General features: G+C 68.4%; 16 protein-coding genes. 9 read left to right on the top strand and 7 right to left on the bottom strand.

Annotated features, from left to right (window positions below):
• The 4 genes from ACAH41_RS06885 to xylB form a co-directional block, all read left to right on the top strand.
• On the top strand, positions 1 to 808 hold an 808-nt coding region (locus ACAH41_RS06885), incomplete at its 5' end, for a TOBE domain-containing protein (RefSeq protein ID WP_325651986.1).
• A gap of 70 nt (positions 809 to 878) precedes the next feature.
• Positions 879 to 2279 (top strand): D-arabinitol 4-dehydrogenase, encoded by a 1401-nt coding sequence (dalD, locus tag ACAH41_RS06890; protein ID WP_325652090.1) that lies wholly within the window; start codon positions 879 to 881, stop codon positions 2277 to 2279.
• Positions 2279 to 3226, top strand: a complete 948-nt coding sequence (locus ACAH41_RS06895) for an AraC family transcriptional regulator (RefSeq protein WP_325651988.1) — start codon at positions 2279 to 2281, stop codon at positions 3224 to 3226. The genes dalD and ACAH41_RS06895 overlap by 1 nt, the downstream gene beginning before the upstream one ends.
• Before the next feature lie 5 nt (positions 3227 to 3231).
• Positions 3232 to 4749 carry a xylulokinase gene (gene xylB / locus ACAH41_RS06900; protein ID WP_325651989.1) on the top strand — a complete coding sequence of 506 codons (1518 nt, stop codon included), beginning with the start codon at positions 3232 to 3234 and terminating at the stop codon, positions 4747 to 4749.
• Positions 4750 to 4816: 67 nt separating this feature from the next.
• Here the strand turns inward: xylB and ACAH41_RS06905 are convergent, their stop codons facing one another.
• From ACAH41_RS06905 to ACAH41_RS06915, 3 genes are read right to left on the bottom strand one after another with little or no spacing between them, the layout of a single operon-like run.
• Positions 4817 to 5692, bottom strand: coding sequence for a hypothetical protein (locus ACAH41_RS06905; protein WP_325651990.1), 876 nt, complete (start codon positions 5690 to 5692; stop codon positions 4817 to 4819).
• 27 nt (positions 5693 to 5719) lie between these two features.
• On the bottom strand, positions 5720 to 6631 hold the full coding sequence (locus ACAH41_RS06910; RefSeq protein ID WP_325651992.1) for an ABC transporter ATP-binding protein: 912 nt from the start codon (positions 6629 to 6631) through the stop codon (positions 5720 to 5722).
• A 4-nt stretch (positions 6632 to 6635) separates the two neighbouring features.
• A complete protein-coding gene (locus ACAH41_RS06915) occupies positions 6636 to 6983 on the bottom strand; it encodes a GntR family transcriptional regulator (RefSeq protein WP_141289706.1) in 348 nt (115 codons plus the stop codon).
• Between the two features lie 236 nt (positions 6984 to 7219).
• Here ACAH41_RS06915 and ACAH41_RS06920 point away from each other — a divergent pair, with 236 nt between their 5' ends.
• Entirely contained in the window at positions 7220 to 7816 is a 597-nt protein-coding gene (locus ACAH41_RS06920) for a hypothetical protein (protein WP_325651995.1), read from the top strand.
• A gap of 81 nt (positions 7817 to 7897) precedes the next feature.
• On the opposite strand, the gene ACAH41_RS06925 is transcribed toward ACAH41_RS06920, so the two are convergent.
• From ACAH41_RS06925 to ACAH41_RS06935, 3 genes are all read right to left on the bottom strand, one after another.
• Entirely contained in the window at positions 7898 to 8209 is a 312-nt protein-coding gene (locus ACAH41_RS06925; protein WP_325651996.1) for a polyhydroxyalkanoic acid system family protein, read from the bottom strand.
• Positions 8210 to 8300: 91 nt separating this feature from the next.
• Positions 8301 to 9452: an aminopeptidase gene (locus ACAH41_RS06930; RefSeq protein ID WP_370538233.1), complete on the bottom strand. Its 1152-nt coding sequence runs from the start codon at positions 9450 to 9452 to the stop codon at positions 8301 to 8303.
• A 19-nt stretch (positions 9453 to 9471) separates the two neighbouring features.
• Positions 9472 to 11550, bottom strand: a complete 2079-nt coding sequence (locus ACAH41_RS06935) for a molybdopterin oxidoreductase family protein (protein WP_325652000.1) — start codon at positions 11548 to 11550, stop codon at positions 9472 to 9474.
• A 239-nt stretch (positions 11551 to 11789) separates the two neighbouring features.
• Between ACAH41_RS06935 and ACAH41_RS06940 the strand changes: the two genes are divergently transcribed.
• Both ACAH41_RS06940 and ACAH41_RS06945 read left to right on the top strand, forming a co-directional pair.
• A complete protein-coding gene (locus ACAH41_RS06940) occupies positions 11790 to 12947 on the top strand; it encodes an ABC transporter substrate-binding protein (RefSeq protein ID WP_325652002.1) in 1158 nt (385 codons plus the stop codon).
• Between the two features lie 137 nt (positions 12948 to 13084).
• Positions 13085 to 14287, top strand: a complete 1203-nt coding sequence (locus tag ACAH41_RS06945) for a M20 aminoacylase family protein (protein ID WP_325652005.1) — start codon at positions 13085 to 13087, stop codon at positions 14285 to 14287.
• Between the two features lie 15 nt (positions 14288 to 14302).
• On the opposite strand, the gene ACAH41_RS06950 is transcribed toward ACAH41_RS06945, so the two are convergent.
• A complete protein-coding gene (locus ACAH41_RS06950; protein WP_325652006.1) occupies positions 14303 to 14692 on the bottom strand; it encodes a hypothetical protein in 390 nt (129 codons plus the stop codon).
• Positions 14693 to 14989: 297 nt separating this feature from the next.
• Here ACAH41_RS06950 and ACAH41_RS06955 point away from each other — a divergent pair, with 297 nt between their 5' ends.
• Together ACAH41_RS06955 and ACAH41_RS06960 are read left to right on the top strand one after the other, a co-directional pair.
• Positions 14990 to 15598, top strand: a complete 609-nt coding sequence (locus ACAH41_RS06955) for an isochorismatase family protein (protein WP_325652008.1) — start codon at positions 14990 to 14992, stop codon at positions 15596 to 15598.
• Positions 15595 to 16293: a DJ-1/PfpI family protein gene (locus tag ACAH41_RS06960; protein WP_325652010.1), complete on the top strand. Its 699-nt coding sequence runs from the start codon at positions 15595 to 15597 to the stop codon at positions 16291 to 16293. The genes ACAH41_RS06955 and ACAH41_RS06960 overlap by 4 nt, the downstream gene beginning before the upstream one ends.
• Positions 16294 to 16298 lie beyond the last annotated feature (5 nt).

The following is a 16298-nucleotide window of genomic DNA, read 5'->3' on the forward strand; positions in this document are numbered from 1 at the left end:
CGCGCTCTACCCGCACATGAGCGTGTACGAGAACATGAGCTTCGCGCTGAAGCTGGCCAAGGTCAGCGAAAGCGAGATCCGCGAGAAGGTCGAGCGCGCCGCGAAGATCCTGAACCTCACCGCCTACCTGCAGCGCACGCCTAAGGAGCTGTCCGGCGGCCAGCGCCAGCGCGTGGCCATCGGCCGCGCCATCGTGCGCTCGCCCAAGGTCTTCCTGTTCGACGAGCCGCTGTCCAACCTGGACGCCGCGCTGCGTGGCCAGACCCGCGTGGAGATTGCCAAGCTGCACCGCGAGCTGGGCGCCACCACCATTTACGTCACGCACGACCAGGTCGAGGCCATGACGCTGGCCGACCGCGTGGTGGTGCTGCGCGACGGCAGGATCGAGCAGGTCGGCACGCCGCTGGAGCTGTACGACAAACCGGCCAACCAGTTCGTGGCGCAGTTCATCGGGACGCCGCAGATGAACGTGGTCGCGGCGGCGCAGATGCCGCAGGCCGCAGCGGCTTACGGCCTGCCCGTCGCGGCAGATGGCTTCATCGGCCTGCGCCCGGAAAACCTGGCCGTGCTGCCGGCCGGCCAGGGCCAGCTCAGCGGCCAGGTCGAGCTGGTCGAGGCACTGGGCGCCGAGACGCTGATCTATGTCAGCACCGACAGCGGCGCGCAGCTGGTGGCGCGGCAGAACTCGCGCAGCGCGCTGTCCGCCGGCGACCGCGTGGGCCTGCAGCTTCAGCCCGAGACCGTGCACCTGTTCGACGCCGGTGGCCGCGTGACACGCACGGGTGTGGCCATTGCCGCAACCCATTGAGATTCCTCTTCATTTTCCGCCTGCTTCCATGACCACCGCCTCTCCCTCCTCCGCCGAAGCCCCGTTCGTGATGCTGCACCTGGGCCTGGGCGCGTTCCACCGCGCGCACCAGGCCGTTTACCAGCAAGCGCTGCACGACGCCGGTGACCGCAGCTGGGTGCTGGCCGGCGGCAACATCCGCCCCGACGGCGCCGAGACCATCGCCGCGCTGCAGGCTGCGGGCGGCGCGTACACGCTGGAAACCGTGTCGCCGGCCGGCGAGCGCGTGTACCAGCGCATCGGCGCCATCACGCAGGTGATTGGCTGGGACGCGCAGCTGCAAGGCCTGGTCGCCGCCGGCGCCGATCCGCTGACCCGCATCGTTTCGTTCACCGTGACCGAGGCCGGCTACTACCTGAATGCGGACCACCAGCTGGACCTGAACTTCGCCGACCTGGCGGCAGACGTGGCAGCGCTGAAGGCCGCCCGGGCGGGCACCACGATCTACGGCGCGCTGACGCAGATCCTGCGCGCCCGCATGCAGCAGGCCAGCGGCCCGCTCACGCTGCTGAACTGCGACAACCTGCGCCACAACGGCGACCGGGTGCGCAGCGGCCTGCTGCAGTTCATCGACCTGATCGGCGACAGCGCGCTGCGCGACTGGGTGGAGGTCTGCACCACCTGCCCGAATGCGATGGTGGACCGCATCACGCCGCGCGCCACGCCTGCCGTGCGCGAGCGCGTGCTGGCAGCCACCGGCGTGGACGACCCGGCCGCGCTGATGGGCGAAAGCTTCATCCAGTGGGTCATCGAAGACCGCTTCGCCGCCGGCCGCCCGGCCTGGGAAACCGTGGGCGTCGAAATGGTGAAGTCGGTGGACGCCTACGAGGAGGCCAAGATCCGGCTGCTGAACGCGACTCACAGCTGCATCGCATGGGCCGGCACGCTGGTGGGCCACCACTACATCCACGAAGGCACGCAGGACGCGTCCATCCGCCAACTGGCCTTCGACTACGTGACCAACGACACCATTCCGGTGCTGGACACGCCCGCCAAGCCCAGCCCGATTGACTTGGCGAAGTACCGCGACGTGGTGCTGGACCGCTTTGCCAACCCCGCCATTGCCGACACCAACCAGCGCGTGGCGATGGACGGTTTCTCGAAGATCCCCGGCTTCATCGCGCCGACGCTGCGCGAGCGCCTGGCCGCAGGTGCCAGCATTGCCAGCGTGGCCATGCTGCCGGCGCTGTTCCTGGCCTACCTGCAGCGCTGGCATGCCGGCACGCTGCCGCACGTCTACCACGACCAGGCGATGGACCCGGCCGTGGCGCATGCGATCTGCAGCGCGGCCGACCCGGTCGCCGCCTTCGCGGCGGACACGGTGTTGTTCGGTGAACTGGCCGGCACGCCTGCGCTGTTGGCCGCGTTGCAAGACGCCGCCGCGCGCGCGGCAAGCTTCGTCGCTTCGCACCCGCCTGTCACAGCCCCCTGATGCAGAACCCGCCCCAACTCCCCCGCCAGCGCCAGCCCGAGCTGGAGCATGACTACGCCCGCAGCCCCGCGCTGGGCTACGAGGCGCCGGAGGACGTGGGCTTCATCCGCTGCCTGTCGCACGGTTTCCCGACGCCGCTGGCGCGCTGGCACCACCATGACGAGTACGAGCTGCACCTCATCGTCGCCAGCTCGGGCAAGGCCTTCGTGGGCGACTGGATCGGGCCGTTCCAGCCCGGTCACCTGGTGCTGTGCGGCCCGCGGCTGCCGCACAACTGGATCTCGATGGACCTGCCCGAAGGCGGCTTTGCGCAACGCGACCTGGTGATCCAGTTCCCGCATGCGCCGATCGCCGCTGCGGCCGAGCACATTCCTGAACTGGCCGAGGCGCTGCCGCTGCTGGAGCGGGCGCGCCGCGGTGTCGAGTTCTTCGGCCTGGCCGAGCAGGCGCGAGCGCACTGGGAGCGCGTGAAGGCCAGGCACGGGCTGCTGCGCTTCGCGGCCTTCGCCGAATTCCTCGGCGAGCTGGCGCGCTGCACCGACTACCGGCTGCTGTCCAGCGTGCAGATGCAGAGTGCCGACGACGACACCCAGCTGGACCAGATCAACGCCATCGTTTCGCGCATCACGGACAACGTGGCCCAGCCGCTGTCGGCCAGCGAACTCGCAGGCGAACTGGGCATGAGCGAAAGCCGCTTCTCGCGCTTCTTCCGCCGCGCCACCGGCAACACCTTCACCGATTTCGTCAACCGCATCCGCGTGAACCGCGCCTGCCAGCTGCTGATGGATTCGGACCGGCTGGTCACGCACATCTGCTTCGAGGTCGGCTTCAACAACGTGGCCAATTTCAACCGCCGTTTCCTGGACATCAAGGGCATGACGCCCACCGAATTCCGCCGCCAGGCAGGCCAGCGTTTTGGCCTGCTGCCCGACGGCCGAAGGAACTGAAGCCCATGTACCTTGGCATCGACCTCGGCACCTCCGAGATCAAGCTGCTGCTGCTCGACGCGCAGCAGCGCATCGTCGCCACCACCGGTGAAGCCCTGACGCTGTCGCGCCCGCAGCCGCGCTGGAGCGAACAACATCCGCTGCAATGGTGGACCGCCACCGACGCCGCGATGCAAGCACTCGCTGCATCGCACCCGGCGGCAATGGCCGAGGTGCGTGCCATCGGCCTGTCCGGCCAGATGCACGGCGCGGTGCTGCTCGACGAGGCCGACCAGGTGCTGCGCCCGGCCATCCTGTGGAACGACGGCCGGGCCAGCGCCGAATGCGCCGAGCTGGAAACCGCCTGCCCGGACCTGCACGCCATCGCCGGCAACCTGGCGATGCCAGGCTTCACCGCGCCCAAGCTGCTGTGGGTCAGGAAGCACGAGCCCGAACTCTTCGCCCGCGTCGCCAAGGTGCTGCTGCCCAAGGACTGGCTGCGACTGCAGCTGACGGGCGAGGCCATCAGCGACCTGTCCGACGCGGCCGGCACGCTGTGGCTGGACGTGGCGCAGCGCCGCTGGTCACCTGAACTGCTGGCGGCCACCGGCCTCACCGAAGCGCAGATGCCGGCCCTCGCCGAAGGCAGCGCGGTGGCCGGCCACCTGCTGCCCGCGCTGGCCGCTCGCTGGGGCCTGAAGCGTGGCGAAAACGGCGGCCTGCCCATCGCTGGCGGCGGCGGAGACAACGCGGCCAGCGCGGTCGGCATTGGTGCGGTGCAGCCGAACCAGGGTTTCGTGTCGCTCGGCACCTCGGGCGTGATCTTCCTGACCAACGACCGCTTCCGGCCCAACCCGGCTTCCGCGGTGCACGCCTTCTGCCACGCGCTGCCCGCCACCTGGCACCAGATGAGCGTGATGCTTTCGGCCGCCAGCGCGCTGCGCTGGGTGCGCGAGCTGACCGGGCTGGCCAGCGAGGCCGAGCTGGTCGCCCAGGTCGCCGCGCTCAGCCCCGCCGAGCGCGACGCCGCCCCGCTGTTCCTGCCCTACCTCAGCGGCGAACGCACGCCGCACAACGACGCCAACGCGCAAGGCGTGCTGTTTGGCCTCACCGGCAGCCACAGCGCCTTCCATCTCGGCTACGCCGTGATGGAAGGCGTGGGCTTCGGCCTGCTGGACGGCTGGCGCGCGCTGGGCGCTGCACCTGGTGCGGTCAAGGCGCTGTCGCTCGTCGGCGGCGGTGCCCGCAGCCCCGAATGGGCGCAGCTGCTGGCCTCGACGCTGGGCGTGGCGCTGCACACCCACCAAGGCGGCGAAGCCGGCGGCGCGCTCGGCGCGGCCCGCCTCGCCTGGCTGGCCGACCTGTCGCCCGCGCTGAACGCGGACGGCAGCCTGCCCCGCACGCTGCTGGCCGAGGTCTGCCCCGCGCCGCCGCTGGCCCGCCGCTTCGAACCCGACGCCGCCGAAGCCGCCTACCTGGCGCCGCGCCAGGCGCGCTGGGCGCAGCTGTATCCGCGATTGAGGGACCTGTTTCCGGCAGGTTGACGCTCTTCTCGTCGCCCATTGAAAAAGCCCCTTCGCGAGGGGCTTTTGTTTTGTCGGGGCAAGAGGCTCAAGCCCGCTGCCGCCGCAGCACCAACAGCACAAAGCTGAGCACCGCCAGCACCAGGCCCCAGCCCATCGCCGGGTCGACCAGTTCGCCGAGCACGCGATGGGTGTCGCTCAGCAGCCATTGCGGCAGCTGCGTGAGCTGGCCGTCCCAGGGGAAGGACTCGAAGTCGTGTCGGGCCACCGGGAAGATCGCGTCGCGGAAGCGCTCGGCCATGGTCGCCAGCGTCTGCAGCAGCCAGGGCATCTGGTAGACCTTGGCCAGGATCACGCCACCCAGGCCGAGCGCGCCCACCGCGGCAATGCCGCCCCAGCGCTTGAGCCAGGCGGAGGCCGCCATCACGAACAGCATCACCGGCGCGGCCCACAGCGCCGCAGCACCCACCGCCACCAGCACCCGCGGCACGGCGGCCACAATCACCGTGCCCAGCGTGCCCCAAGGCAGCGAGGCCAGCCCGCCGAGGCCGTAGACGCGGGCCACGGTGAGCACCGCCACGACCAGGCCGCAGACGAAGGCGATGCCGGCCACCATCAGCTGGAACACCAGCACGTGCATCAGCGCGGTGGCGCCCACCGCCGCCCAGTCGCTCACAGGCAACGAGCGCCAGAACTCGATGCTGCGGTCCTGCCGGTCCCGCTGGCCCAGCCCGGAGGACTGGAAGCCGGCGCCCACCCAGCCCAGCATCATCACCGCGCCGATGTAGCCACCGGCCAGCGCCACCAGTACGCTGAGTGCGCTTTCGTCGGAAGACACATGCACATTGCCCACCACGATGGCGAACAGCATCATGCACAGCGGTACCGCACTGAAGATCAGCCAGCCGCGCCGGTGCTGCATCCATTCGCGCTGCATCAGCGCCAGGAAAGTCGTCGAATTCATTTCATGCTCCTTGGATCACGTGGCCGCTCAGCGGCCGGCGCGCGGGTTCAGTTCGGGGGCGCGTGTCAGCGCGAGGAACAGGTCGACCAGGCTGGGCCGCACGCGCTGGCCCAGGGCCTCGACCTCACTGGGCATCGCCCCGTCGAAGATCGCGGTGGACGGGCCGTTCGGCGCGCCGTAGCGCAGCAGCGGATGGGCCGCGGCGACCGCGCTGGCAGCCGCAGGCGCATGGCTCAGCGCCGAGTAGCGCTGGTCCAGCTGGTCCAGGCTGATGTTGAGCACCAGCTTGCCGTCGTTGAGCATCATCACGTCCGACAGCAGCGCCTCCACTTCCTCGACCTGGTGGGTCGAGATCAGCACCGTGCGCTCGCCATCGCACCATTCGTTGATCAGCAGCTCGTAGAAGGCCTTGCGCGAGAGCACATCCAGGCCCAGCGTCGGCTCGTCAAGGATCATGATGCGGGCGTCCACCGCGGCGATCAGCGCGAGGTGCAACTGCACCACCATGCCCCGCGAGAGCTGCTTGACCTTGTCGTTCAGGCCCACGCTGGTGCGGCGCAGCAGCTCGCGGGATCGGTCGGCCGAGAACTTCGGATGCATGCCACTCATCAGCGTGATCAGCTCGTGCACCCTGGCCCAGCGCGGCAGGATGGCCACGTCCGGGATGTAGCACAGCGACTGCAGCAACTCGGTGCGCTGCTTGCGCGGGTCCAGGCCCAGCACGTCCAGTTGACCGGCATGGGCGGCCAGGCCGACCATCGCCTTCATCAGCGTGGTCTTGCCGGCGCCGTTGTGGCCCAGCAGGCCAACCACGCGGCCCTTCGGGATCGTGAAGCTCAGGTTGTCCAGCACGGTCTTCTTGCCGTAGCGAAGGTTCACGCCTTCGGCCCGGATCAGCGCTGCACCTTGGTCTGTGCTGATGTTGATGTTGTCGCTCATGGCGTCATGCCTCCCAGTCAAGTTGTTCGGGTCCCAGGCCCAGCTGGCGCAGGCGCCGCCGCAGTTGCGGCCACTCCAGCTCCAGGAAGCGTTGCCGCTCCAGCTCCTTGAGCCGCTGCCGCGCCCCGCTGCGCACGAACATGCCCAGCCCGCGCCGGCTCTCCAGCAGCCCGTCCTCGCTCAGCGCCTGCAGCGCCCGGCCGACAGTAAGCGGGTTCAGCACGTAATGCGAGGCCAGCGCCCGCACCGAAGGCATGGGCTCACCCTCCGGCGGGCTGCCATCCAGCAGGCCGCCGGCCAGGCGGTCGGCCAGTTGCCGGTAAATCGGTTGCCGGTTGTCCCAGGTCTGCATGGGCCGCTCCAGTGTGTTGGTGATGTAGCACACTGTAGAAAGCGGGCGGCCGATTGTCTGCCGGTGTGCGACGAGTTGCGGGAATCGGGCGATGAAATGCGAAGCGGTGGCCTGGCCGTGCCTGAAGCGTCGACTCGCCAGCCCACGTCACGCCCCTTTTTCGGGGATGGGCACCAGGGAGACCGCACGGCATGATGCCCACCACTTTTTCATTCAAGCTCCAGGAGACTTCGATGATGCGCAGTTTTGCTCTGCTCACCGCCGCCCCACACCCCCGCCTCACCCTTGCACTGGCAACGCTTGCCCTGGCAGCCGGCCTGACCGCCTGCGGCAAGGTTCAGGAGGTGGCCACGCAGAAGGCGACCGAGAAGATGATCGAGTCTTCGATCAACAAGGATGGCAACACCAATGCCAAGGTAGACCTGGGCAACGGCGGGATGAAGGTCGAGGGGCAGGACGAGCACGGCAAGGCCTTCAAGATGGAGATGGGCTCGGCCCAGATCAGCGAGAAGGACTTGGGGCTGCCGTTCTACCCGGGCGCCAAGCCGGCCGACAACAAGGGCACGCGCATCGTCAATGGCGAGGGCATGATGATGCAGGTGGAGCTGACCAGCAGCGATGACCCGAAGAAGGTTTCGGACTGGTACCGGGCCCAACTCAAGGCCAGCCAGGCAGACAAGCTGGTGATGGACCAGGGCAAGGAAAAAGGCATGACGCTGAGCATCTCGGACACCAAGGCCGAGAGCAACGTGATGGTCGACGTCAGCGACGACGGCAGCAACGGCAGCCACATTTCGCTGATGTACAGCGCGAAGACCAAGGCAGGAACCTGACGGATCGGCGCAGGCCCGGCGCTGTCAGATCACGCTGTTGAGCCCAGGGCCAAACGGCAGCGACAGCCTGCCGCGTTGACTTCAGCCAGCGCCCCTGGCGGCTTCCTTGGCCAGCGCGGTGTCCAGCTGCTTGCAGGCCTCGGCTTCGATCTGGCTGGCGAAGGGCTTGAACAGGAAGCCGAGCTTGGCGTTCAGCTCGAATGCATCTGAGCTGACCAGCATCTCGCCGCTCACGCCGGCACGGCTGAAGCGGAGCACGTCCTGCGCTTCGCCGCTCGCCAGCTCGCACTTCACGTCGAACTTCTTTTCGGCGTGTTCGGCCCATTTCTTGGCCACGGCGCGGGCGCGGGCCAAGCCCAGTTGGTGTTCGCGGCGAATCTTCAAATCGGACATGGCGTTGGCGGAGTCTGGACGGAACAGGGCGCGCCAAGTGGCGCACAGCGAGCCGGATTGTCGCCGCTGCAGCGCGCTCGGAATTGCAACTTCAGCCCGGCCTGCTGGCCGGGTCGGCTTCAGGTGTGACATCGGGCGCGGCCTGCCCCGCTGGCAACAGCGCCTTGATGGCGGCGTCGCGCTCGGCTCGGGGTCGCTCGGCCAGCGCCTTGACTGCTGTGTAGAAGCGCGAAAAGTCACGGCCTTCGCGCTCGAACAAGGCCTCGAAGGCCGGCACCAGCCCAAGGTAAGCGGCCTGCACGCCCAGCGTGGCGTTGTTCAGCTTCTCGAAGAACAGGTCATAGCCGGCGTAACCGTTCCAGCGCTCGGCCTTGGCCTGCGCATACTCGGCACGCAGCGCGGCCATCAGCTCGGCCTTGCGGGCGCGCTTGCCGTCATCGTCCAGCGGGCTCTTGTAGACGGCGTCCAGTGCCAGCCGGGTGTGGTTGACCATGGCCCGCATGTCGTCGCGGCGGCTGTTCAGCGCGGCGTACTGGTCACGTGCCTGCTGGCTGGCATGCGTGCCGAGCCAGCGCTCGCCGCCCAGGCGCTCGACCGCAGTCGCGAAGGCTTCGTTGAACGAGGTGTCGCCCGGCGCGTAGGCCACCTGGTGCGCCAGCTCATGGAAGATCAGCCGCGCCAGCTCGCCTTCGGGCCATTGCACAAAGGTGTTCAGCAGCGGGTCGCCGCCCAGCCATTCGGTCTTGCCCAGCGTGGAGTAGGCCGGCACCGGGTAGACGGCCACTTCCAGGCCTTCGTCGCGCAGTGACTGCGCAGCCGCTTCGGCGGTGTCCAGCGCGTAGTAACCGCGGTAGCCCACGCAGCCGACGATGGGAAAGCACCAGGTGCGCAGCTTCAGCGACAGCTCGGGCGCCGCCACAACGTTCCACACGGCGGCCGGCCGGTGCAGGTCCGCATAGCTGCGGTAGCTGTGGTTGTCCGGCAGCTTCAGCTCGGAGACGGCGTAGTCGCGCAGGCGCTGGGTCAGCGCCAGGCGCTCCTTCAGGGCCGGGGGGGTCTGCGCATCGGCGATCACGTCGCTCACCGGACGCGCGCTGGTGATCAGCGAGACATGGCCTTGCGCCGACTGCAGCAGGTAGCCGATGGAACTGCAGCCGCTGGTGGCGCACACGGTACCGGCGGCCAACACGACCACGCCCACCAGAGATGCCGTGCTCACGGCCAGCCACCTGCCCCAGCGCATCCTTGAGCTGCCTGGGCGCTCACGCCGCCACGGGCAGCGCGGCGACCTCGACCAGGCAGTCGTAGAAACTCGGGCCGCCGCCCAGGTCGGTCAGGCCCTGGTGGGTCAGCTGGTTGACGTTGGTGCCGTTGCGGCCCAGCTTGCGCCACCACACGCCCAGGCCGTGCACGACCCCCGGCCGCGCGCGCGGGCTGACCTTCAGCAGGCAGTGGTGCTCGCCGCGGTCGTTGAAGACACGGACCATGCTGCCGTCCACCAACCCGCGAGAGGCCGCGTCACCGGCGTGCATTTCCAGCAGCGGCTCGCCTTCGATGGCGCGCAGGCTCTTGACGTTGACGAAGGTGGAGTTGAGGAAGTTGCGCGCTGGCGGCGAGATCATCGCCAGCGGGAAGCGACTGGCCAGCTCTGGGGTGCTGCGCGCGCTTTCGTAGTTCGGCACGAAGTCCGGCAGCGGCACGCCGGGCGCGGTGGCGCGGGCGCGACCGCTGGGCGTGGCGAAACCGCCTTCGGCAAACGGCGCCTCGGGCAGGTCCAGCTTGAGCCAGCCGTCGCGCCGCAGGCGCTCGAAGTCCACCGACGGCACCAACGCCTGACGGGCCAGCGCCAGGTCGTCGTCGGCAAAACAAGGGTCGTCGAAGCCCATCTTCGCGGCCAGCTGGCGGAAGATCTCGGCGTTGGAGCGGGCCTCGCCGGCCGGCGCCAGGGCCGGCTCGTTGATCAGCAGGTAGGTGTGACCGTAGCTGGTGTGCACGTCCCAGTGTTCAAGCTGCGTGGTGGCCGGCAGCACGTAGTCCGCGTTGTCGGCGGTGTCGGTCAGGAAGTGCTCCAGCACCACGGTGAACAGGTCCTCGCGCTGGAAACCGGCGACGACCTTGGCCGAGTCCGGCGCCACCGCGACCGGGTTGCTGTTGTAGACGATCACCGCCTCGACCTTCGGGCCAAACGCTGCCGAGCCGGGGTTCAGCAGGTCGTCGCCGATGGTGCTCATGTTGAGGGCGCGCGGCCGCCGGCCGGCCAGCAGGTCCGGGCGCTCCAGCGCAGCGCCGTTGCGCACGCGCTTGAACCAGCCGGAGGCCGACAGCAACAGGCCACCTGCGCGGTGCTTCCAGGCACCCGTCAGGCAAGGCAGCAGCGCGATCAGGCGCACGGCATTGCCGCCACCGCGCACGCGCTGCATGCCGTAGTTCAGGCGAATCGCGGCCGGCGCGGTGGTGCCGTAGTCACGCGCCAGGCCGCGCACTTCGTCGGCCGTCAGCCCACAGGTTTCGGCTGCGCGCTCGGGCGGCCACTGCAGCGCGCGCGCTCGCAGTTCGGGCCAGCCTTCGACGTGCTGCGCCAGGTAGTCATGGTCCAGCCAGTCGTTGACGATCAGTTCGTGCATCAGGCCCAGCGCCAGCGCGCCGTCGGTGCCGGGCATCGGCGCGATGTGCTGGTGGCACTTCTCGGCGGTTTCGCTGCGGCGCGGGTCGATGGCGATCAGCTTGGCGCCGTTGCGCTTGGCAGCCTGCGCGTAGGTCCAGAAATGCAGGTTGGAGGCAATCGAGTTGCTGCCCCAGATGAGGATCAGCCTGCTCTCGGCGAAGTGCTCGAGGTGCATGCCCATCTTGGCGCCGTAGGTCTGCTGCAGGCCTTCGCCGCCGGCCGCGGCGCAAATGGTGCGGTCCAGGAACGAAGCGCCGAGCTGGTGGAAGAAGCGCGAGGCCATGCTCTCGCCTTGCACCAGGCCCATGGTGCCGGCGTAGCTGTAGGGCAGGATGGCTTCCGGGTCCCGCGCGGCAATGGCTTTCAGTCGGCCGGCAATGTCGCTGAGCGCCTCGTCCCAGCTGACCGGCTCGAAGCGGCCTTCACCCTTTGCGCCGAGGCGGCGCAGCGGCCGCAGCACGCGCTCGGGGTGGGTGACGCGCTCGGCGTAGCGCGAAACCTTGGTGCACAGCGCGCCGTGGGTGGTGGGGTGGTCGGGGTCGCCCTGCAGGCGCACGATCTGCTGGCCTTGCACCGTGACACGGATCGCACAGGTGTCGGGGCAGTCGTGAGGGCAGGCTGCGTGCACCACACGCACTGCGGCAGCCGGGTGGGTGGCAGTCGTCTGATCGCTCATTCTTGGATCATGTCACATGCCTCACCAGGACCGCGAAGGTCGCCCCGAAGGCAAAGCCAGGGTCAACCAGGTCATGCGGCCACTGAAGCGGCGATAAAAACCGCTTTTCCGCGCAATAAGTCCTGCTTACTCTTGTAACAATGCAGCGGTCATTGATCGAGCCTGTCAATCCGGGATTGCACCGGCCGATGTCTTTTTCGTTGGGCCTTGCCCATTCCTCAGCTCAAAGAGCACGAAACATGAATTCCGATTCATCTGTCAAGCCGCGCATGCGCGGCTGGTCCCGCCGGCGTGCGCTGCAGTCGCTGGCGGCCCTTCCCACAGCCGCCCTGCTTCCTTCGGCCCGCGCCGACAAGGAAAGTCGCCTGGTGTCGGCCGCCTTCAGCGGCCCGGCGGCGCTGCTGGGCACGCAGATGAACCTGGGAGCGCGGCTGCATTTCGACCAGGTCAATGCCAGCGGCGGCGTGAACGGCCAGCTCATCGAGCTGCGCACGCTGGACGATGCCTACGACCCGGTTCGCTGCAAGGCCAACACCGAAAAATTCATCGCCGACAACGTGTTCGCGCTGTTCGGCTATGTCGGCACGCCGACCTCGCTGGCGGCGATGCCCCTGGTCAACGAATCGAAGATGCCGTTCTTCGCACCGTTCACCGGGGCCCCGGCGCTGCGCGAGCCGTTCAGCCGCAACGTCTTCCACGTGCGTGCTTCGTACGACGACGAGACGGCCCTGATCGTCAAGCAGATGACCTCGTTTGGCCTGAGCAAGATCGCCGTCTTCCGCCAGAACGACAGCTACGGCCAGGCCGGACTGGACGGCGTGAACAAAGCCTTGAAGGCACACAACCTGCAGCCGGTCGCGGTGGGCACGGTGGAGCGCAACAGCGTGGACGTGGACGCCGCCGTCAAGGCCATCATCGCCGCGAAGCCGGACGGCGTGGTGCAGATCAGCGCCTACAAGAGCTGCGCGGCCTTCATCCGCGCCGCCCGCAAGGCCGGCTACGGCGGCACCTTCTACAACGTGTCCTTCGTGGGCACACAGGCGCTGGCGGACGAATTGGGCAAGGAAGCGCTGGGCGTGGTCGTCAGCCAGGTCATGCCCTTTCCGTTCTCGACCACGACGCCGATTTCCCGCGAATACCTGGACGCCGTGAAGGCCGCCGGCAGTGCCGCCAAACCGAACTACTCCAGCATGGAAGGCTTCCTGGCGGCACGTGTGTTCGTCGAGGGCCTGAAACGCGGCCGCACCAACACCCGGGAAGGGTTGACCACCGGGCTGGAGTCGCTGCAAAACGTCAACTTCGGCGGCTTCAACCTGAACCTCGGTGCACACGATCACGTCGCTTCCAAGTTCGTTGAACTGTCGATGCTGACCGAGAACGGGGCCGTCAGGAGGTAGATGGGGCAGCCGGCCTCGCGGGTACGCCAAGCCACCGGCGCCGGCCCCCGCAGCGCCAACGCACGGTCGTCCGGCATGGCAAGTCGGGTATGCGTCAGGGGGCTAACATGGCATGAACCCTGACAGCGGAACGCGCCATGCCCCTGATCTCCGACCTGCTGCGCGATGCAGACGAATTCACCGCGCTGCGACGCGACATCCACGCTCACCCGGAGCTGTGCTTCCACGAGGAACGCACTTCGGACTTGGTGGCGCGCAACCTCACGGCCTGGGGCATCCCCATCCACCGCGGCCTGGGCAAGACCGGCGTGGTCGGCATCCTGAAAAACGGCAGCAGCCCACGCGCCATCGGCCTGCGCGCCGACATGGACGCGCTGCCGATGACCGAGCACAACACCTTCGCGCATGCCAGCAAGCACGCCGGCAAGATGCACGCCTGCGGCCACGACGGGCACACCGCGATGCTGCTGGCCGCGGCCAAGCACCTGGCCCGTGAGCGCGGCTTCGACGGCACCGTCTACCTGGTCTTCCAGCCGGCCGAAGAAGGCGGCGGCGGCGCGCGCGAAATGATCAAGGACGGGCTTTTCGAACGCTTCCCGATGGACGCGATCTACGGCATGCACAACTGGCCGGGCCTGCCCGAAGGCAGCTTCTCGGTCTGCGACGGGCCCATCATGGCTTCGAGCAACGAGTTCAAGATCGTCATCACCGGCAAGGGCTCGCACGCCGCACTGCCGCACAACGGCATCGACCCGGTGCCGGTCGCCTGCCAGATGGTGCAGGCCTTCCAGACCATCGTGACGCGCAACAAGAAGCCGACCGATGCGGCCGTGATCTCGGTGACCATGATCCACACCGGCGAGGCCACCAACGTGGTGCCGGACACCTGCGAGATCCAGGGCACGGTGCGCACCTTCTCGGTCGGCGTGCTGGACATGATCGAGCAGCGCATGCGAGAGATCAGCGAGCACACCGCGGCCGCCTTCGGAGCGAAGGCGGCGTTTGATTTCCACCGCAACTATCCGCCGACGATCAACCACACGGCCGAGGTCGCACAGCTGCGCGAAGCGATGCGCGAGACGGTGGGCGCCGAGAACACGCTGGACTTCGACCCGACCATGGGCGCGGAAGACTTCAGCTTTTTCCTGATGGAAAAGCCGGGTGCGTATTTCATGATCGGCAACGGCGAAGGCGAGCACCGGCGAGGCTACGCCGGCCACGACCTGAGCCTCGGGCCCTGCACGCTGCACAACCCGAACTACGACTTCAATGACGCGCTGATCCCCAAGGGCGCAGCGCTCTGGGTCAACCTGGCCAAGCGGGCGCTGGCCGCCCGCTGACCAAGCCGGTCGACCTCAGGCGGTCAGCGAAATGCTGCCGCTGACGGCCATTGATTCAGCGTCCGGCGGCGTCGGGTCCTGGTTCACGATCGGGCCGCCAGTGGTCGAGCCATGGCCGCGCTGATCGCGAGCCGACTTGATCGCATCGGCCGCGATGGCCTTGGCGCCGTCGATGTCCCCCTTGGCCAGGTCCTTGCCCAACTGCGCAAACGCGCTGTTGGGGTCCCAGCTGGCGCCTTCGGGCGGGTTCTTCAGGATGTCGGCATAAGCCTGCTTGGCACCTTCGATGTCGCCCTTGCGCAGCGACTTGCCGAGTTCGTGGAAACTCATGGCGGTCTTGCCGGAAACGCCGGCGGCAGAAAGGGCTTGCGCTGCAGCGCCAGTGCCGATCGAGGAGAGATTCATCTTGGACTCCCAACGTGGCACAGCCTCACCGCCCGGCGGGCAATGCCAGGACGTGCCAGACCTTGACTATCGGGCGGCCCCGCCAATGCCAAAGCGCAGAACAGGCGGCGTTTCGCCCGCCATTTCGCGCCGGACAGGATGCCGACAGCGATCCGACAGCTCGGCAATGCAGCATGAAGGACCCGCCCTGCGCCACCTGAAGTCCTGAATTGACCGCAACAGGTCCGGCGGCGGCCTTGGTCGCTTGTCGCCAAGAAGGGAACATTCGGATGTACGCTTTCCACGGAGAATCATTCCATGTCCTCTTTTGACACCACCCGGACCGCCCTGCTGCTCATCGACGTGCAGGCCTCCTTCCCCGCACGGCCCTACTGGCAGGACAGCGAACTGCCCGCTTACCTGGACGCAACCCGCCGCCTGCTGGCCGGTTGCGAGACCCGGGGCATCCCCGTGGTGCAGGTCTTCCACAGCGACGGCCCGGACACGCCCGACAACCCCTTCGCGCATGCCAGCGGCCTGGTGCGCCCGCTGGACGGCCTGCCAGCCTTCACGCCGGCCCTGCGCGTGGACAAGCATCGCCACAGCGCGCTGGTCGGCACGGGGCTGGGCGACTGGCTGCGCGCACAGCGCATCGGCCGCCTGATCGTCGCCGGGATCCGCACCGAGCAATGCTGCGAAACCACCACTCGCCATGCCAGCGACGAAGGCTGGGAGATTGACTACGTGACCGAGGCCACGCTGACTTTCGACATGCAAACCCCCGCCGGCACGGTGCTCAGTGCCGCAGCGATCTGCGAACGCACGGAGACCGTCCTGGCCGGCCGCTTCGCCACCATCTGCAGCGTGGACCAGGCCCTGGCCCGCGCCGCCGAGGCGGCACACGGCGCAGAAGCGGAGGCGGCATGACCGCACCCGCAGCGATCCGCGTGCTGTTGCTGATGTTCGACGAGGTCGAACTGCTGGATTTCGCCGGGCCGTATGAGGTGCTGACCACCGCCAACCGCATGGCCCAGCGCCTCGCCGGCAATGAGGCACCTGTGGTGAATGGGGTTGTCGCGCCGCTGCAGCTGCCGCACTTCGAACTGGTGACGGCTTCGCCGGACGGCCGCCCGGTGCTCGCCCGCGCGGGCCTGCCGCTGCAGCCGCGGCACCGCCTGGCCGACGCCCCGGCTTGCGACTGGCTGCTGGTGCCCGGCGGCGTGGTGAACGGTTTGTTGACCGACGCACCGCTGCTGGCCGAGCTGCAGCGCCGCGCCAGCGCCGCCAGCTGCGTGGCCTCCATCTGCACCGGTGCATTGGTGCTGGCCGCAGCCGGCGTGCTGCGCGACTGCGAGGCGACCACGCACTGGGAAGACCTCGCCGATCTGGCCAAGCTGCAGCCAGGTCTGACGCTGCGCCCCGACCTGCGCTGGGTCGACACCGGCAAGGTGTTGACCTCGGCCGGCATTGCCGCCGGCATCGACCTCAGCCTGCACTTGGTGCGGCGCGCGGGCGATGCCGCGTTGGCGGGCCTTGGGCCGGACAGCGCTGGCAGCGTGTGGGCTCGCCGCACCGCACGCCAGCTCGACACACCATGGCGTGACGATCCGCTGCTGTCCTGAAACAC

It is taken from the genome of Ideonella sp. (assembly GCF_041287625.1).
Taxonomy (GTDB): domain Bacteria; phylum Pseudomonadota; class Gammaproteobacteria; order Burkholderiales; family Burkholderiaceae_C; genus Ideonella.